Genomic DNA, 17,938 nt, shown 5'->3' on the forward strand with positions numbered 1-17,938 from the left:
GCCGGAACTATCCGGCTAGACCGAAAAAACCATTCTTGAACTTCCCCTATCAGAAGGCCTATTCAACATGAGCACACCGCATCAGATTCCCTCCTACCTCACCCCGAGCGAAACCGGCCCTTGGTCGGTGTATCTTGAGCAAATCGACCGCGTCACGCCGTATCTCGGTTCGCTGTCGCGCTGGGTCGAAACTCTCAAACGTCCGAAACGTATTTTGATCGTCGATGTGCCTATCGAGCGTGATGATGGCAGTATTGCCCACTTCGAAGGCTACCGTGTACAGCACAATACTTCGCGCGGTCCGGGTAAGGGTGGCGTGCGCTTTCATCAAGATGTGACACTCTCAGAAGTGATGGCCTTGTCGGCCTGGATGACGATTAAAAACTCGGCTGTCAATGTGCCATACGGTGGTGCTAAAGGCGGTATCCGCGTGGATCCGAAGACCTTGTCACGCGGCGAATTGATGCGCATGACGCGCCGGTATACTTCCGAAATCGGTATCATTATCGGCCCGGACAAAGATATTCCTGCACCCGACGTCAACACCAATGAGCAAACCATGGCGTGGATGATGGATACGTATTCGATGAATGAGGGGCGCAACGCTACCGGCGTGGTGACCGGCAAGCCGATTTCTTTGGGTGGTAGTTTGGGGCGGCGCGAAGCTACCGGGCGCGGCGTATTTGTGGTTGGTTGTGAAGCGGCGGCTAAGCGTGGTATGGCCATCACCGGTGCGAAAATTGCTGTGCAAGGTTTCGGCAATGTCGGCGGGATTGCGGCACGCTTGTTTGCCGAAGCGGGTGCCAAAGTAGTGGCGGTGCAGGATCATGGCGGGACGATTTTTCATTCCAACGGTTTGAATGTAGCGGCCTTGCTCGAGCATGTCGCTACGCATGGCAGTGTGGCTGGTTTCGCTGCCATCGAAGCGGTGCTGCCGGATCAGGAATTCTGGGCCGTCAATTGCGACATCATGATTCCCGCCGCACTTGAACAGCAAATCACGGCAGACAATGCCAATCAGATACGTGCCAAGATTATTTTGGAAGGTGCCAACGGCCCGACTACCCCGCAAGCCGATGATATTTTGCGCGACAAGGGTGTATTAGTGGTACCCGATGTGATCGCCAATGCCGGTGGTGTGACGGTATCGTACTTCGAATGGGTACAGGATTTCTCCAGCTATTTCTGGACTGAAGATGAGATCAATCAACGTCTCACTCGCATCATGACAGAAGCGTTCAATGCAGTTTGGCAAGTGACGGAAGAGAAGCAAGTGTCTTTGCGAACGGCAGCTTTCATTATCGGTTGCTCACGCGTGTTGCAAGCGCGTGAAGTGCGCGGTCTGTATCCTTAATCCGGTTTTTTTGCGAGGCCCAGCCTGGTTTCGGCCGCGCTCAGGACGATTGAGGCGGCTTGCTGAGCGGGCTGGATAACTGGCGCAAAATGTATGCACAAACAGGAAAATATGTTTTTTTTGCTAGATGAATAAACATTATTTCCACACTAATTTGTAACAAGTGCTAAAAAAAGTGCGTTGAATATGCTTTGTGGCAATAAAGTTCTTGAGTATAGAAGGATTTTTTCATTACCATCGTTGACATGATAAACGGAGGTGGTATGAGAATGCTGGACAAATGCTGGGCGGCAGGTTTGCTGTACTTGTTGGTGGCCGCTTTGCCGCTTACTGCTGCGGCCGACACGCTCGCGCACATCAAAGAGACGCAAACCGTGACGATTGCGTATCGCGAATCGTCGGTACCGTTTTCGTATTTGACGACGGGTAAAGTACCGATGGGTTACTCGATCGATGTCTGCCTGAAATTTGTCGACGCAATTAAAAAGGAATTGAAGTCGCCGGGCTTGAAAGTCAATTACGTTTCGGTCACACCGAGTACCCGGATTGCCATGATTGCCGAAGGCCATGCCGATATGGAGTGCGGCTCGACGACGAATAACGCAGAACGGCGTAAGCAAGTCAGTTTCATCATCCCCCATTTTTTCGCCGCGACGCGCATGATCGTGCGCAGTGATGCCGGCATCAAGAACTGGACCGATCTCAAAGATAAGAAAGTCGTGACGACCAAGGGCACTACCACGGTCAAGTTGCTCAATGACAGAGATAAGGCGCGCGGCTTGAACCTGCGCTTATTGGAAGGCAATGATCATGCCGAATCGTTTGGCATGGTAGAGAAGTTTTCGGCCGATGCGTTTACCATGGATGATGTGTTGCTATATGGTTTTCGTGCCAACAGCAGTCATCCCGACAAATTTGTCATCGTCGGCGATGCGCTGTCGACCGAACCGTATGGCATCGTCGTGCATAAAGAGGATGCGGCGTTCAAGGATTTGCTCGATCGCGAAATGGCGCGCATGATGAATGACGGCGAGCTCACGCGTCTGTATGATAAATGGTTTAAAAAAGCGATTCCGCCAAATGGCGTTAATTTGGCGATGCCGATGGGTTTTTTGCTGAGAGATAATATTCGCTTTCCTTCGGATAAAGTTGCCGACTGATGCGTAATTTTGAGGCTTTTTGGCGCTCGATTTTCTTTTCCAAGCACAGTAAAATTATTAAGATGTCTAGGCTTTGCTGTTTTGGTACGTGATAATACTTATCAAAACAGGTAAAAAAAGAAGCTTGTGACTGGCGTGCTTTGATAAACTGATTGTTATCAACTATTCTGATTTTACTTTGAGGAGACAGTATGAAAATGTTAAAAGTTTTGGCATTGATGGCGGCTGCGGGCTTGTTGGTCGGCACCGCTTCTGCCCAAGAAACAGGCACACTGAAGAAAATTAAAGAAACTGGCATCATTACGCTGGGCGTACGCGATTCCTCGATTCCCTTTTCGTATTTGGATGACAAACAATCGTATGAAGGTTATTCGATCGATTTGTGCATGAAAATCGTCACTTCGGTACAAAAACAACTGGGTTTGAGCTCACTCAATGTCAAGCTCAACCCTGTCACTTCCGCCACCCGTATCCCTTTGATGGCCAATGGCACCATCGATCTGGAATGCGGTTCGACGACTAATAACGTTGAACGCCAAAAGCAAGTTGCTTTTGCTCCAACCACGTTTGTCACAGCCAACCGGATTTTGTCGAAAAAAGCTGCGCACATCAAGACCTTGGCTGATTTGAAGGGCAAGTCTGTCGTATCGACTTCCGGTACCGCAAATCTGAAACAATTAACGCAGTTGAATGCCGATCAAAACTTGGGCATCACTATTTTGCCAGCCAAAGACCATGCGGAAGCCTTTCTGATGGTAGAAACCGGTCGTGCCGTCGCTTTCGTGATGGATGATATTTTGCTCGCTTCCTTGGCTGCCAATTCCAAGGCGCCAAGCGATTACGAAATCAGCAAAGAAGCTTTGTCGGTTGAACCATACGGCATCATGCTGCGCAAAGATGATCCTGCTTTCAAGAAAGCTGTCGATACAGCGATCAGCAATGTGTTGACTTCGGGCGACATCAACCGCATCTATGCGAAATGGTTCTTGCAACCGATTCCGCCTAAAGGCATTTCCATGAACTGGCCAATGTCTGATAATTTCAAGGCCGTAGTCGCCAAGCCAACTGATTCCGGTGAACCAGCAGCGTATGCTGCCGTACCTGAAGCACAGCAAGCGGTATTGAAAAAGAAAAAATAAAGCCGTTTTCGGTTAATGATCATCACAACGGGGGGCCTTGCTCGCTCCCCGTTTTGTTTGGTGCAAGCAAATGTCATCAATCTGAATCTGCCGTGCGCATGGTATGCGCTGACGGCAGTAAGTTTGTTTGGCCTGAGCGAGTGATGATGCTGGCAATCAAGGGAGGAGAGACATGAATTACAATTGGAACTGGAACATATTTTGGGAGGCGGCGCCAGATGGCGGCGGCAGCTATTTTGATTCGCTGATTTCAGGTTTGCTGTGGACCTTGGCAACAGCCGCCTTGGCTTGGATCATCGCCTTGGTCTTGGGTTCCATCGTCGGTACCATCCGTACGGGCCCCAACAAATGGGCGGCACGAATCGGCAATGCGTATGTGGAATTGTTCCGCAATATACCCTTGCTGGTGCAAATGTTCCTGTGGTATTTCGTCATGCCTGAACTGATGCCTACTGAGATAGGCAACTGGCTCAAGTCCATGCCGAATGCCCCATTCATCACGGCGGTATTGAGTCTGGGCTTTTTTACCTCGGCTCGCGTCGCGGTGCAGGTATCGACCGGCATCAATGCCCTGCCACGCGGCCAACGTATGGCTGGCACGGCGCTCGGCTTGAGCTTGCCGCAGACGTACCGCTATGTGTTGCTGCCTATGGCATTTCGCATCATCATTCCTTCGCTCACGAATGAAGTCGCGGCCATCATTAAAAACAGTTCGGTCGCCTTGACCATCGGTTTGATGGAATTGACGGCCAGCGCACGCTCGATGCAAGAGTTTTCATTTCAAGTCTTTGAAGCCTTTACTGCGGCGACCTTGATCTATCTGGCCGTTTCGGTGATCGCCATTGTCGCAGCGAATCTGTTGGAAAAATTCCTGGCGGTACCTGGCTTCATTACCTCTGGTTCTGCCAAATCGGGAGGACAATAAGCATGTTTGCCAATTTTGACTTTGATGTGATCCAGCGTTCCTGGGTCTATTTGTTTGCCACCGGCATGACGTTTACGCTCAAGCTGACTTTGATGGCGATGCTCGGTGGTACGGTACTCGGGACGTTTCTGGCGATGATGCGTTTGTCCAGCAATAAACTGGTGGCCGGTTTTGCGACCACCTATGTCAATATCATGCGTTCCGTTCCGCTGGTGTTGGTGATTTTTTGGTTCTACTTTCTGGTGCCGTATCTTGGTGCTTGGGTCACCGGTTCGAATGAACCGATGCAGGTGGGTGCCTTCTCTTCTTGCCTGATTACTTTCGTCATGTTTGAAGCTGCGTATTACTGCGAAATTATGCGCTCCGGGATACAGTCGATTCCGCGTGGACAAATTTGGGCTGGTTATGCGATGGGCATGAATTACTGGCAAACCATGGGGCATATTGTTTTGCCTCAGGCGTTCCGGAATATGATTCCGATTTTATTCACCCAAACCATCGTGCTGTTCCAAGACGTCTCGCTGGTGTATGTGTTATCGATTACCGACTTCGTCGGCGCCGCCTCGAAAGTGGCACAACGCGATGGCCGTTTGGTGGAGATGTATTCGTTTGTGGCCGTGGTGTATTTCATCATGTGTTTCGGCTTGTCGAGCCTGGTGAAAAAATTACAGCAAAAGGTAGCGATCATTCGCTAGATATTGGAGATACACATGATCAAATTAAATAATGTCAGCAAATGGTATGGTCAGTTTCAAGTTCTGACCGATTGCACTACCGAGGTCGCCAAAGGCGAAGTGGTGGTGGTGTGTGGCCCTTCCGGTTCCGGCAAGTCGACCCTGATCAAAACGGTCAATGGTTTGGAGCCGTTTCAAAAGGGTGAGATCACGGTTGAAGGTATTTCGGTCGGCGATCCTAAGACCAATCTATCCAAGCTGCGCGCGCGCATAGGCATGGTATTTCAGAACTTTGAATTGTTCCCGCATTTGACGATACGGCAGAATTTGACGCTGGGTCAGGTCAAAGTGCTCGGTCGTTCGGAAGATGAAGCGACTGAACGTGGTTTGAAATACCTTGATCGCGTCGGTCTGCTGGCGCAAAAAGATAAATTCCCGGGTCAATTGTCGGGTGGTCAGCAGCAACGTGTGGCCATCGCGCGTGCCCTGTCTATGGATCCGATCGCGATGTTGTTCGATGAGCCGACTTCGGCGCTCGATCCGGAAATGATCAATGAAGTGCTCGATGTGATGGTCGGCTTGGCGCAGGAAGGCATGACCATGATGGTGGTTACGCATGAAATGGGCTTTGCTAAAAAAGTCGCCAACCGTATCGTTTTCATGGATAAAGGTTTGATCGTTGAGGATTGTGCAAAAGAAGAATTTTTCACCAATGCGCGCTCCGAACGGGCTCGTGACTTCTTAGCGAAAATCATTACGAATTAAGTGGTGTAGAAAAAAATACTCCCGTGCCGCGCGCCCGGGAGTATTTTTTTTGAGCGCTCGCCACGATACGGGTAAAATATCGTACCACTCGTATTTGAACCGAAAGCTAGCCATGACTACTGCCGCTCCACTCACACTGACCCTCACCCGCCCCGATGACTGGCATTTGCATTTGCGCGATGGCGCGGCCTTGGCCAGCGTACTGCCGCATACGGCGGCGCAGTTTGCGCGGGCGATCGTCATGCCGAACTTGAAGCCGCCGGTCACTACGACGGCGCAGGCCGCAGCCTATCGCGAGCGGATCTTGGCAGCACTGCCAGCAGGCATGCAGTTTGAACCTTTGATGGCGCTGTACCTGACCAATGATACGCCGGCCGATGAAATTCGCCGTGCCAAGGACAGTGGTTTTGTCCACGCCGTGAAACTGTATCCAGCCGGTGCCACCACGAATTCTGCTGCCGGCGTGACCGATCTCACACAGTGCTATCGCACGCTCGAAGTGATGCAAGAACTCGGTATGCCGTTTCTGGTACATGGTGAAGTGACCGATCCCGACATCGATTTATTCGACCGCGAAGCGGTCTTCATCGAGCGTGTGATGCAGCCGCTGCGTCGTGATATGCCGGAATTGAAAGTGGTGTTCGAGCATATCACCACCAGCGAAGCCGCGGCTTACGTCAGTGAAGCGAGCGGTCCGGTGGCGGCGACGATTACGCCACATCATCTGCTGTACAACCGCAATGAAATTTTTAAAGGCGGCATCCGTCCGCATTACTACTGCTTGCCCGTGTTGAAGCGCGAAAGTCACCGGCTGGCGCTGCTGAAAGCCGCTACTTCCGGGAATCCGCGTTTCTTCCTCGGCACCGATTCCGCCCCGCACCCCAAGGGTTTGAAAGAACATGCCTGCGGTTGCGCCGGTTGTTATACCGCGTTGCATGCGATGGAATTGTATGCGCAAGCGTTTGAACAAGCTGGTGCGCTCGAACGTTTGGAAGGCTTCGCCAGTTTTCATGGGCCTGATTTTTATCAGTTACCGCGCAATACAGATACGCTGAGCTTGCAGCGTATCGATTGGGTGATGCCCGATGAATTGCCGTTTGCTGACACGAGCATCGTGCCGCTCAACAGCGGCGAGACGATACACTGGAAAATGCAGGCGGCATAAGCGCGATGTCGGCGCGTTTTTTTGATGGTATCGATTGGGCCGCACCGTGGTTTGACACCGTGCGCCCGGTCGCGCAACAAGTATTGGCGGCGGCCGATTGGCGCAGCGAGCTCAATCGCTTGGCGCAGACTATGCAATTGCAGAATCATGTAGGATTGCCGCTGCATTTTATCGCCCAGCAAGATTTACCCGAAGGCGTCGCTTATGAAGCGCATATCAGCGCCACCGGTGGCGTGCCGACGCGCGAGAATCTGCATGATTTTTTCAATGCCTTGGTATGGCTGACTTTTCCACTCATCAAACGCCAGCTCAATGCCTTGCAAGCGGCGCAGATTGCCGCCTTAGGGATAGGTAAATCGCGCGGCGCGGCGCGTGATGCCGCCACTATTTTTGATGAAAATGCCGCCGTGCTGGTGCTCGCCGATGGCGCGCTTGGCGATGCTTTGCTGGCTGCTTTACGCGCGCATCGTTGGCAAGAAGCGTTCATGGCGCAAGCCGAGGTATTCGGTCAAGCTGCCGAGCTGTGGAGTTTCGGTCATGCTTTGATGGAAAAGCTGGTGACACCTTATAAGGCGATTTGCGCCCACAGTTGGGTGCTGCGGGTCGATGCCGGGTATTTTCAACAAGCGCCCGATGTTCGCCTCGGCATCATCGATAGCGCCGTGGCAGCACAGTTGGCGCAGCATGCCCTGACTACCGCCGCGTATATGCCGCTGCCAGTGGCCGGCATTCCCGGCTGGGTGGCACAGCAGGATGCGGCATTTTATGCCGATGCGGCGGTGTTTCGGCCGGCTAAACGGATTGAGTGCGCATAATTCCCATGTCCGTGCCTTTGATGTGAGGGCGACAGATAAAAGTCTGTACGATCAAGGGGAGAACAGGAATATACGCTCAGTAGCAGAGGGCAAACAACTGAGCGCGGTGGTGGTGAGAAAATTGCTTCGATTACAGCTGATTGAGCAGCAACAAGTCATGGGCATGATGGATAGTGCCTTTGCCTTCGAGCCGAAACAGGCTGACCAATTGCGCTAATCCCTGCGCTTGGTCTTGCAAGGATACCGAAGCGGTAGCGGCTTCTTCTACCAGCGCCGAATTCTGCTGCGTGGTGTCATCCATTTCGGTGATCGCTTGATTGACTTGGGCAATGCCCAGGCTTTGTTCGCGGCTGGCATGGGTAATGTCATGCATGATGGTACTGACTTGCGCGATGCTGTCGACGATCTCACTCATGGTGCTGCCGGCTTGCGCGACCAGTTTGCTGCCGGCCTGCACTTGGGTGACTGAGTCGCCGATGAGGCGGCTGATTTCTTTGGCGGCGGCGGCACTGCGTTGCGCCAAATTGCGTACTTCGCTGGCAACGACGGCGAAGCCGCGTCCTTGGTCGCCTGCTCTGGCAGCCTCGACGGCGGCATTCAGGGCCAGAATATTGGTTTGAAACGCGATGCTGTCGATGACGCCGATGATCTCGGTAATTTTATGTGCGGACGCGTTTATTTCATGCATGGTTTGTACTACTTCGTGCACCACCGTTCCGCCTTTGGCGGCGACATCCGATGCCGAGGCCGCCAAGCGATTGGCTTGTTGCGCATTGTCGGAATTCTGTTTGACGGTGGCGTTGAGTTGCTCCATCGATGCCGCCGTTTGTTCGAGCGCGCTGGCTTGGGCTTCGGTGCGGGCTGACAGATCGAGATTGCCGGCGGCAATTTGATCGGAGGCGCTGGCAATGGTGTCGGTGCCGGACCGTACTTGACTGACCAGATGGGAAAGATTGTCGCGCATATGTTTCATTGTCGCCAGCAAGCTGCTGTGGTCGCCGTGGCGTAATTTGACTTCGACGCTGAGGTCGCCATCGGCAATGCGTGTTGCGATCGCTGCCGCATACGAGGGTTCGCCGCCTAGTTCTTGGAGCATGCTGCGAGCCAGCAGCCAGCTTGCCAGCGCACCGCACAGCAAGGCGCTGAAGCTGAGGATGAACAGCATGAGCTGGGTGCTCTGATAATTTTTTTCAATTTGCTGTGCCAAGTCATTCATGTGTGCGCGCTGCAGATCGAGTAAGTTTTTCAGCAGATTTTGATAATTGTTGGCCGCCGGTAGAAAAGCTGTGGCGATCAAGCCGTCGGCCTGCTGCGCATTTCCAGCCGCTTTTTCACTGACGATTTGTTCGCGTACCGCGATGTAAGCGCTGCGTTGTGCGCGAATTTCTTCAAACAGTTTTTTTTCGTCTGCATCGCTGAGCAAGGCTTCGACTTGATTTTGCATGGCCGTGGCACCATTGGCGGTAGCGGCAGCATCCTCAGCAAAAAAAGCGGCCAGCCTTGCGTCACTGCTCTTGGCAATGGCGGTGGTGCGCCGCACTGCTACTTGAATATAGCGATACCAGTCGGCGATCAAGCGTTCTTTCGCCAGCGGTTGCTGCATCATGATGCGGGTGTCATTGGTACTGGCGCGCAGTTTCCATTGGGCGAAACCGGTAGCAATAAACGATAAACAGAGAATCATGGCAAAGCAAAGGCCAAGCCGGGTGCTGATCTTGAGGTGTTGGGGCGTCATGGGTATTTTTGTTATTAGGTAGGCGTACCGAGTCGGGCGAATTTTTGTACGCAGGTGCGCGCATACCGCCGGGCATCGGCGGTCGTGCAGTAGACGTGAGGGCGATCAGGCGCCGGTGTCGGCGGCTTGTAGTAAAGCGTACAACTGATCTTTCAAACTGATACGGACTTTCTTCAGTGCTTCGAGGGCGGCATCGGCCAGATGCTCGACACCGGTTTCGGCACGATGGATAGCCTTATCGGTCTCATCATATTCGTCAAATAATTTGGCGAAATGGGCATTGCCGGTTTTGAGTGTATGGATTTGGTCTTTGAATTCTGGGAAATCAAGGGCTAATGAATGATTGTCAACTTGCATACCGACTCCTGATCAAATGAGGGAAATTCCTTGGGGCCGCACAGTGACTCCGTGCGCCCCAAGTATTTGATATCTTATTGGCATGTGTGAAACGGGTGCTGATCTAGATCAAGTTGAGCGCAAACAGTGCGCTCAAAGGGGATGATCGATTCAGACGCTGAGACGGCGCGCTTGATTTTGCTCTGACGGCAATTTGAAGATAGCCACCGCTTGGCTCAGTGAGAGCGCTTGATCTTTCATGCTCTCGGCCGCGGCCGCGGCTTGTTCTACCAGCGCGGCATTTTGCTGCGTCATTTCATCCATGTCGGCGATGGCGATGTTGATTTGTTCTATGCCATTGCTTTGTTCTGAACTGGCCGCACGCATATCGCGCATGATATCGGCCACGCGGCCGACGCTGCTGACGATGTCTTGCATGGTTTTACCGGCATCGTCGACGAGCAAGCTGCCTTGATCGACTTTGCCGACCGAATCATCGATCAATTGTTTGATTTCTTTGGCGGCGCTGGAGCTGCGGTGCGCCAGGTTTCTGACTTCCGAGGCGACGACGGCAAAGCCGCGGCCTTGTTCGCCGGCCCGCGCGGCTTCGACCGCGGCATTGAGGGCGAGGATATTGGTTTGGAAAGCGATGCCATCGATGACACTGATAATGTCGACGATTTTGCGTGAGCTGGCCTTGATCGATGCCATCGTCAACACCACTTGCCCGACTACTTGCCCACCTTTTTGCGCGACACTGCTGGCCGAGGTGACCAAGTCATTGGCCAGACCGGCATTGTCGGCATTCTTTCTGACTGTGTCGGTCAATTCTTCCATCGAGCTGGCGGTTTCTTCCAGCGAGCTCGCTTGTGACTCGGTACGGTTGGAGAGGTCGGAATTGCCGATGGCAATTTCTTGCGAGGCGACGGTGATGGCATCGGTGCCGGTTTTAATTTGAGCCACGGTGGTGAGCAGATTATTTTGCATCTGCGTCAGTGCACGTAATAATTCACCGATTTCATCGCTGGCCGAGGCATCGATGTGCAGGCTCAGATCGCTGTTGGCAATGCGGTTAGCCACGGTGACCGCCTGTTTGAGTGGGCCGATGATGCTGCGGGCAATCAGCCAAGCGGCGGCGGCACCGAGTGCGAGCGTGAGCAAGCCAACGATGAGCATGCTGGCCATGGAGCGATGATAATTGGTCAGCGATTCATCGTAAGCCGTTTGCATCGCCGTATGTTGTTGTTGCGCCAGCGATGACAGTTCGCCCGTCCATTTTTCATGCGGTGGCAGGAACTCGCTTTGCAGTGTTGCCGAGGCATCGAAGTAATTGCCTTCAGTAACCATGGTTTGGATTTTTTTGGCAATCCCCAGCACTTGTTGCTTGTCATCCAGCGCATGTTTCAAGGTGCTGATGCCGGCTTCATCGTCGATCAGCTTTTTCGCTGCTAACTCTGATTTTTCGTAGGCAGCCAGCAGTGCCGTCAAACGCTGTGATTCGCTTTTCGCTTCGGCCGAGTCGCGCGGCGCGCACATTTTTCGTAGCACCAGCGCCAGTCCGCGAGCTTGCTCGCGCATTTCGGTCGCGGCGGCCAGACTGGCGACTTTGGTTTGGAAAATGTATTCGGTCGAGGCATGTAACTGGCTCATTTTGAACAAGGCCAGCAGTAGCAAAGCACTGGTAAACAGCAAGACTGAACCGAAGCCAATCAAGAGGCGGATGCGAATGTTAACGTGAGCGAGTGCATTCATAATGAGTCTCAGTGTTGGGAAAAACAAACAATAAATTTTTTTTTGTGGACCAATCGGCACAGCAACAAAAAACCACCGCAATAGACTGTGAGCAAGGCTACCGGATGTACGGAAAACGATACGAAAAAGTCTGAATAATTATCTTATGCACAAAAAAAATTGTGCAATTGAATATAGAAAGCGTTTTCAGCGCGCGCAGTGATAGTTTGCGAAACGCAATACTTACTTTACTGGATTTTTCGCTAAATTGCTCAAATGAAAATCTGCTGAGGAGCGGGGGAGCGGGGGAGATGAGGTCGGCACCAGGCCGTCAGAGCGAACAGACAGCGCCGCCGTTGGCGGCACTGCGCAGGAAGTGCTGATTAATTATGGTTCGCGCAGCCAGATTTGCGAACGACCGAACAAGGGTGCCCCGATGTAACCACGCACATTGAGTTTTGTGGCGTTTTCCAAAAAGGACAGTTTGCTGCGATACAGCTTGCCGTTGGCCGGGTCGAGAATTTTTCCGCCGGTATATTCATCGCCATCTTTTTTCAAGCCGAACAAAATGGTCATGCCGATGATGGGCTGGTCTTTGTTCGCGCCTTCGCATTTGTCGCACTTCGGGTTGCTGTCGGCACCGGGTTCGAGAAACAGTTTTTCGATTTTTCCTTGTAATTCGCCAGCGTTGTCGCTGATGCGTATCAAGGCTTTCGGCTTGCCGCTTTTATCGTCTATGCTTTTCCACAACCCGACCGGAGAGTCTTGGGCATGTGCAGCGGGCGCGGTGGCCAGCGTTAACAACAAGGGAAGTATCAATGCCGGCAATGCGGCGGAGCGGAAAGTTTTCATGATGTCTCCAAGTGTGTGGATGTGATATATGGGAACGCCTGAGATCAATCTCTGATGCGCCCCTTGTCTCTTCAATCATTGTACGTGGCAGCACAGGCTGACCACGTACAAGAATTTTAGAGCAAGTCCTTTAAACTTGGTTCCGTCACAAATTATGCCGCCGCTAATTTGGCGTATTGCTCACGCAATTTCACCAGTGTTGCGGAGAAATTAGCCATGCGTTCTTTCTCTTGCTCGACTACCGCAGCCGGTGCCCGGGCGACGAAACTTTCATTGCCGAGCTTGGTGGCAGCTTTGCTGATTTCATTATCGAGGCGGGTGATTTCTTTGCCCAAACGCTCGCGCTCGGCAGCGACATCGATTTCGACCTTGAGCATGAGTTTGGTTTCGCCGACGATGGAGGTCGGTGCCGGTGATTCGGGCAATTGATCGACGACGTGCACCTCGGATAATTTCGCCAGTGCCAGCAGATATGGTGCGAAGGATTCCAAACGCAGCTTGTCGTTGGCATTGGCAGCTTGCAATAACAACGGTACCCGTAAGGCCGGGGATAATTGCATTTCACCGCGCAGATTGCGGCAGGCATCGGTCATGATTTTCAGCGCTTGCATCCAGGCTTCGGCTTCGACATCGATGTTGGCGGCCACGGCCAGCGGATAGGCTTGTAACATGATGGTGTCGCCGGCTGGATTGAGTTGTTTGCCAGCCAGCGGTGCCACGGTTTGCCACAGTTCTTCGGTGACAAATGGAATTACCGGATGGGCCAGACGCAAAGTGACTTCGAGTACGCGCAACAGTGTGCGGCGGGTGGCGCGTTGTTGCGCTTCGCTGCCGTGCTGTACCTGAACTTTGGCCACTTCGAGATACCAGTCACAATATTCATCCCAAACGAATTTATATATGGCTGAGGCGATGTTATCGAAACGGTAGTCGGCGAAGCCTTTTTCGATCTCACTTTCGCTGCGCTGCAAAGTCGAGATGATCCAGCGATCTGCGGCCGAGTACTCGAGTTCCGGCGCATTCTGCTCGTAAGCAAATCCGCAGTCTTTGCCTTCGGTGTTCATCAATACGAAACGCGTGGCATTCCAGAGTTTGTTACAGAAATTGCGATAGCCTTCGCAGCGACCGAGATCGAAATTGATGTTACGACCGAGCGAGGCATAGCTGGCCATGGTGAAGCGCAGCGCATCGGTGCCGTAGGCTGGAATGCCATCGGCGAATTCTTTGCGCGTGGCTTTTTCTATCGCACTCGCTTGCTTCGGATTCATCAAGCCGACCGTGCGCTTGGCCACCAGGGCATCGAGTTCTATGCCGTCGATCAAATCGATCGGGTCGAGCGTATTGCCCTTCGATTTAGACATTTTCTGGCCACTGGAATCGCGCACCAAACCATGGATGTAGACGGTGTTGAACGGTACTTTTCCGGTGAAGTGAGTGGTCATCATGACCATGCGCGCGACCCAGAAGAAAATGATGTCGAAACCGGTAACCAGCACCGAGGAGGGCAGGAAGTGTTGCATGTCCGGGGTTTCGGCTGGCCAGCCCATGGTTGAGAATGGCACTAAGGCCGAAGAGAACCAGGTATCGAGCACATCTTGGTCGCGTGTGAGTGTGCCGTGATAGCCAGCTGCTGTGGCTTGACTGCGCGCCGCTGCTTCATCGCGGGCGACGAACAGTTCGCCGTTGTCGCCGTACCAAGCTGGAATCTGATGGCCCCACCACAATTGACGCGAAATACACCAATCTTGGATATTGTTGAGCCAGTGATTGTAGGTGGTGGTCCAATTTTCCGGGACGAATTTGATTTCGCCATCGGCAACTTTTTGCAATGCCACTTCAGCGATCGATTTGCCGGGAAAGTGTGTGCCTTCCGGGGCGGCCTTACTCATTGCCATGAACCATTGATCTGTCAGCATCGGTTCGATGATGGTATTGGTACGATCACCGCGTGGCACCATGAGTTTATGTGGTTTAACTTCAGCCAACAAACCTTGGGCATCGAGGTCGGCTACAACTTGTTTTCTGGCAACGAATCTATCCATGCCTTGGTAGGCCAGCGGGGCATTCTCGTTGATCTTGGCTTCGAGTGTCATGATGGAAATCAATTCCAAACCATGGCGCTGTCCGACGGCATAATCGTTGAGATCATGCGCCGGGGTGATTTTGACGCAGCCGGTGCCGAATTCTTTGTCGACATAGCTGTCGGCGATGAGAGGGATTTCGCGCTCGGTCAGTGGCAATTTCAGCAGTTTGCCGACCAAATGGGCGTAGCGCTCGTCGGTCGGGTCGACCGCCACGGCGACGTCGCCGAGCAGGGTTTCCGGCCGTGTGGTGGCAACGGTCAAGTGGCCGCTGCCATCGGCGAATGGATAGCGGATGTGCCACATGAAGCCATCTTCTTCTTCCGAGATGACTTCGAGGTCAGAGACCGCCGTGCCGAGTACCGGATCCCAGTGTACCAAGCGTTTGCCACGGTAAATCAGACCTTGTTCGACCAGACGCACGAATACTTCCGTCACTGATTGCGAGCGTTCGGCATCCATGGTGAAGTATTCACGGTCCCAGTCGGCCGAAGCGCCGAGGCGGCGCATTTGGCCGGTGATGCTGGAACCCGATTTTTCTTTCCATTCCCAGACTTTTTCGAGGAATTTTTCGCGGCCGAGATCGTGGCGCGATATTTTCTGGGCATCGAGTTGTCGTTCTACTACGATTTGGGTAGCGATGCCGGCGTGGTCGGTGCCGGGAATCCAGGCGGTATTGTAGCCACGCATACGGTAATAACGTGTCAAGCCATCCATGATGGTTTGGTTGAACGCATGGCCCATGTGCAAGGTGCCGGTAACATTCGGCGGTGGCAGTTGGATTGAGAACGATGGTTTGCCGTCATCCATGCTGGCAGCAAAATAGCCGCGCTGTTCCCAAGTAGTACGCCAGTTTTTTTCTATGTCGGCCGGTTCGAAAGACTTCGCTAGTTCCATGATTGTCTGCTGTTAGTGTGGGCAATCGTTGATTATAAAGGACAGTGGCGCTGCACATACCGCTATCGGCACGGTTTTGCGCGTCTGAGCGTGGGAAAACTGTGGGACTTTGACGACGTGAACGCGGCAAACCCTGCGTTTCGCAGCAATTTTTTTACCTTGTTCACGTATGATGTTAGGATGAAAACTCGGCGTTCCCCATTTATTGTTTGTCTATTTCTCCATGCTCAATAAAAAGTTTTCGTTTGTGCCCGCGTTGTGCCTACTGTTCTTACTCAATTTGGCAGTATTGAGTCAGACGGTACGCGCCGACGAGCAGGCGGAAATTGCTTATATTGCCACGATGATGAGTTTGGCCGATACCGATAACGCCGAAGCCTTGAAACGTTTGGATGCGTATCAGCGCAAGCATGCCGGGGCTTCTGCGCGCTTGCGCTTGGAATTACTCAAAGCCTTGGCCAGCGTGTATTTCGACGCCGGCAATATGAGTGCTGGCGCGCCAGTCTTGCAAGAGTTGGCCAGTCTGGCCGAGCGTGAACATGATGAAGATGGCCGCAACTTGGCGCAAATCATGGCGAGTTACCAAGCGATCGATGGCAGTGAACCGGATAAAGGTTTGAAGCAATTGCATCAAATCTTGGCCAATCTTTCGGCTAAGGCCAGTCCCGAAGTGCGCATGTATTTGCATAGCGCCTTAGGACGTGCTTACTATGTGATGGGCAATTTCGATCTTGCGCTCAAGTATTATCTGCAAGCACTGAGCTTGACTGATACCTTGCCGTATCATCAGGTTGAGAGCCGTTTACGACGTCTCGACGCCATCGCCAAGCTCTATACCAGCATGAAAGATCCGGAAAAAGCCTTAGCCACAGTCGAAGAGGCATTTGAGATTTCACCGCTGGCACGCACACCGAAAATTCTGGCCTCGCTGAGTATCAGTCAAGGTATTGCCTACACCGATTTACATCGCAACAAGGAAGCGATTGCTGCGTATCAACGGGCTTTGAAAATTTCGCGTGAAGCCGGCATGGCTTCGTTGGAAGTGATGAGCCTCCTCAATATCAGTGATTACTATCTGGTGTTGGCCGATTACAAAAATGCCGAATTGTATGCCCGCAAGAGTCTGCCGAAAGCCGAAACTATCGGTGATTCGCACATGATTGCCGTAGCCAAAGCTAACCTCGGCTTCGCTCTGGCTGGGCAAGGCAAAGTCGAGCAGGGGGTGGAATTGATCAACGCGGTCGTGCAAGCATTTCTTGCCGCCGATTTGAAAACCGATGCCGAGTCTTTGCTCGGTGAATTGGCCGGTACCTATGAAAAAGCCGGCATGTATCGCGAAGCGCTGGCGCGCTTGCGCCAGCAACAAGCACTCAGTGATGAATTATTTCGTGCCGACCGCTCGAAAGCAGTGGCCAGCTTGCAAGAGTCGTTCAATGCCGAGCAGCGGCAAAAGCAGATTCAATTGCTGGCGAAAGAAAATGCTTTGAAGGACGCCGATATCCGTAACCATCGCTTGCAACAACTGGTCGCTTTGCTGGCCGCCGCTTTGATGGTGCTGGTCGCTTGCTGTGGATTTTTACTGTATCGGCGCGTGCAGCGTATCAATAAGCAATTGCGTGAAGCCAATACTCAGCTGGAATTTCATGCCATTCGTGATCCGCTGACCGGCTTGCATAACCGCCGCGCATTCTTGGAAATGATGAAGCTCCGTGTGGCCGAGGCTCAAGCCGAGCGGCGTGACGGCAGCGACGATTATCCGGCTTGTTTGATTTTGCTCGATATCGATCACTTCAAGCAAATTAATGACAGCCTCGGCCATGCCGCTGGGGACACGGTATTAATCGAAGTGGCGGCACGTTTGCGCAAGGCGGTGCGCGATACGGATATGATTTTGCGTTGGGGAGGAGAAGAGTTTCTGGTATTTTCACCGAAATCGAACCCGGCACAGATAGCCGGTTTGGTCGAGCGAGTCTTGTACTCGGTCGGGGCCGAAACGATCTGCGTTAGTGAGCGGCAACTTCAGGTGACGCTGACGGCTGGGTTTATTTTACTGCCATTTTCTGATGTCGATGAAAACTTGTTCGGTTGGCAAAAAGCCTTGCAGATTGCCGATATGGCGCTGTATTTGGGCAAAGCCAACGGCCGTAATCGCGCGTATGGGGTAACGGCCTTGCTGCAGCCGGCCGCCATCGTGTTGCCACTGTTGGAAGAAGATTTGGCGGCGGCGGTGGCGGCCGGCATGCTCGAACTCGTGGAAGTCGCCGGGCCGATGAAGCTCGATTTGGCACAAATAAAAAGCGCCTGAGGCA

Annotated in this window: 14 protein-coding genes; 9 read left to right on the forward strand and 5 right to left on the reverse strand. The window is 52.8% G+C overall.

Annotation, left to right across the window (positions count from 1 at the left end):
* The first annotated feature begins 67 nt into the window (after positions 1-67).
* The 8 genes from RHM61_RS08595 to RHM61_RS08630 all read left to right on the forward strand — a co-directional run bounded on the left by RHM61_RS08595 (position 68) and on the right by RHM61_RS08630 (position 7,997).
* The gene (locus RHM61_RS08595) at positions 68-1,354 is read left to right on the forward strand and encodes a Glu/Leu/Phe/Val dehydrogenase (RefSeq protein ID WP_322250702.1); all 1,287 of its coding nucleotides are present in this window, start codon (positions 68-70) and stop codon (positions 1,352-1,354) included.
* Between the two features lie 263 nt (positions 1,355-1,617).
* Positions 1,618-2,514, forward strand: coding sequence for an amino acid ABC transporter substrate-binding protein (locus RHM61_RS08600; RefSeq protein ID WP_322250703.1), 897 nt, complete (start codon positions 1,618-1,620; stop codon positions 2,512-2,514).
* Positions 2,515-2,705: 191 nt separating this feature from the next.
* Entirely contained in the window at positions 2,706-3,653 is a 948-nt protein-coding gene (locus RHM61_RS08605) for an amino acid ABC transporter substrate-binding protein (protein ID WP_322250704.1), read from the forward strand.
* 172 nt (positions 3,654-3,825) lie between these two features.
* The gene (locus tag RHM61_RS08610; protein WP_322250705.1) at positions 3,826-4,578 is read left to right on the forward strand and encodes an amino acid ABC transporter permease; all 753 of its coding nucleotides are present in this window, start codon (positions 3,826-3,828) and stop codon (positions 4,576-4,578) included.
* A 2-nt stretch (positions 4,579-4,580) separates the two neighbouring features.
* Positions 4,581-5,273, forward strand: a complete 693-nt coding sequence (locus tag RHM61_RS08615; RefSeq protein WP_322250706.1) for an amino acid ABC transporter permease — start codon at positions 4,581-4,583, stop codon at positions 5,271-5,273.
* Between the two features lie 15 nt (positions 5,274-5,288).
* Positions 5,289-6,017, forward strand: a complete 729-nt coding sequence (locus tag RHM61_RS08620) for an amino acid ABC transporter ATP-binding protein (protein WP_322250707.1) — start codon at positions 5,289-5,291, stop codon at positions 6,015-6,017.
* Between the two features lie 112 nt (positions 6,018-6,129).
* A complete protein-coding gene (gene pyrC, locus RHM61_RS08625) occupies positions 6,130-7,182 on the forward strand; it encodes a dihydroorotase (protein WP_322250708.1) in 1,053 nt (350 codons plus the stop codon).
* 5 nt (positions 7,183-7,187) lie between these two features.
* Positions 7,188-7,997, forward strand: coding sequence for a DUF3025 domain-containing protein (locus RHM61_RS08630; protein ID WP_322250709.1), 810 nt, complete (start codon positions 7,188-7,190; stop codon positions 7,995-7,997).
* Between the two features lie 130 nt (positions 7,998-8,127).
* Here the strand turns inward: RHM61_RS08630 and RHM61_RS08635 are convergent, their stop codons facing one another.
* The 5 genes from RHM61_RS08635 to RHM61_RS08655 all read right to left on the reverse strand — a co-directional run bounded on the left by RHM61_RS08635 (position 8,128) and on the right by RHM61_RS08655 (position 15,629).
* Complete coding sequence (locus tag RHM61_RS08635) at positions 8,128-9,732, reverse strand: methyl-accepting chemotaxis protein (RefSeq protein ID WP_322250710.1); 1,605 nt, start codon at positions 9,730-9,732, stop codon at positions 8,128-8,130.
* 105 nt (positions 9,733-9,837) lie between these two features.
* Positions 9,838-10,089 carry a YdcH family protein gene (locus RHM61_RS08640; protein ID WP_322250711.1) on the reverse strand — a complete coding sequence of 84 codons (252 nt, stop codon included), beginning with the start codon at positions 10,087-10,089 and terminating at the stop codon, positions 9,838-9,840.
* A gap of 150 nt (positions 10,090-10,239) precedes the next feature.
* On the reverse strand, positions 10,240-11,820 hold the full coding sequence (locus RHM61_RS08645; RefSeq protein WP_322250712.1) for a methyl-accepting chemotaxis protein: 1,581 nt from the start codon (positions 11,818-11,820) through the stop codon (positions 10,240-10,242).
* A 366-nt stretch (positions 11,821-12,186) separates the two neighbouring features.
* On the reverse strand, positions 12,187-12,651 hold the full coding sequence (locus RHM61_RS08650) for a DUF2147 domain-containing protein (RefSeq protein ID WP_322250713.1): 465 nt from the start codon (positions 12,649-12,651) through the stop codon (positions 12,187-12,189).
* A gap of 152 nt (positions 12,652-12,803) precedes the next feature.
* Positions 12,804-15,629 carry a valine--tRNA ligase gene (locus RHM61_RS08655; protein ID WP_322250714.1) on the reverse strand — a complete coding sequence of 942 codons (2,826 nt, stop codon included), beginning with the start codon at positions 15,627-15,629 and terminating at the stop codon, positions 12,804-12,806.
* 223 nt (positions 15,630-15,852) lie between these two features.
* On the opposite strand from RHM61_RS08655, the gene RHM61_RS08660 reads away from it, so the two are divergent.
* The gene (locus tag RHM61_RS08660; RefSeq protein ID WP_322250715.1) at positions 15,853-17,934 is read left to right on the forward strand and encodes a diguanylate cyclase; all 2,082 of its coding nucleotides are present in this window, start codon (positions 15,853-15,855) and stop codon (positions 17,932-17,934) included.
* The last annotated feature ends 4 nt before the right edge of the window (positions 17,935-17,938 follow it).

The sequence above is a fragment of the Undibacterium sp. CCC3.4 genome (assembly GCF_034347425.1).
GTDB lineage: Bacteria > Pseudomonadota > Gammaproteobacteria > Burkholderiales > Burkholderiaceae_D > Undibacterium.

Bases quoted from the DNA above. Each gene is read 5' to 3' on its own strand.
- RHM61_RS08595 (WP_322250702.1), top strand. From the start codon at position 68: ATGAGCACACCGCATCAGATTCCCTCCTACCTCACCCCGAGCGAAACC.
- RHM61_RS08600 (WP_322250703.1), top strand. From the start codon at position 1,618: ATGAGAATGCTGGACAAATGCTGGGCGGCAGGTTTGCTGTACTTGTTG.
- RHM61_RS08605 (WP_322250704.1), top strand. From the start codon at position 2,706: ATGAAAATGTTAAAAGTTTTGGCATTGATGGCGGCTGCGGGCTTGTTG.
- RHM61_RS08610 (WP_322250705.1), top strand. From the start codon at position 3,826: ATGAATTACAATTGGAACTGGAACATATTTTGGGAGGCGGCGCCAGAT.
- RHM61_RS08615 (WP_322250706.1), top strand. From the start codon at position 4,581: ATGTTTGCCAATTTTGACTTTGATGTGATCCAGCGTTCCTGGGTCTAT.
- RHM61_RS08620 (WP_322250707.1), top strand. From the start codon at position 5,289: ATGATCAAATTAAATAATGTCAGCAAATGGTATGGTCAGTTTCAAGTT.
- pyrC (WP_322250708.1), top strand. From the start codon at position 6,130: ATGACTACTGCCGCTCCACTCACACTGACCCTCACCCGCCCCGATGAC.
- RHM61_RS08630 (WP_322250709.1), top strand. From the start codon at position 7,188: ATGTCGGCGCGTTTTTTTGATGGTATCGATTGGGCCGCACCGTGGTTT.
- RHM61_RS08635 (WP_322250710.1), bottom strand. From the start codon at position 9,732: ATGACGCCCCAACACCTCAAGATCAGCACCCGGCTTGGCCTTTGCTTT.
- RHM61_RS08640 (WP_322250711.1), bottom strand. From the start codon at position 10,089: ATGCAAGTTGACAATCATTCATTAGCCCTTGATTTCCCAGAATTCAAA.
- RHM61_RS08645 (WP_322250712.1), bottom strand. From the start codon at position 11,820: ATGAATGCACTCGCTCACGTTAACATTCGCATCCGCCTCTTGATTGGC.
- RHM61_RS08650 (WP_322250713.1), bottom strand. From the start codon at position 12,651: ATGAAAACTTTCCGCTCCGCCGCATTGCCGGCATTGATACTTCCCTTG.
- RHM61_RS08655 (WP_322250714.1), bottom strand. From the start codon at position 15,629: ATGGAACTAGCGAAGTCTTTCGAACCGGCCGACATAGAAAAAAACTGG.
- RHM61_RS08660 (WP_322250715.1), top strand. From the start codon at position 15,853: ATGCTCAATAAAAAGTTTTCGTTTGTGCCCGCGTTGTGCCTACTGTTC.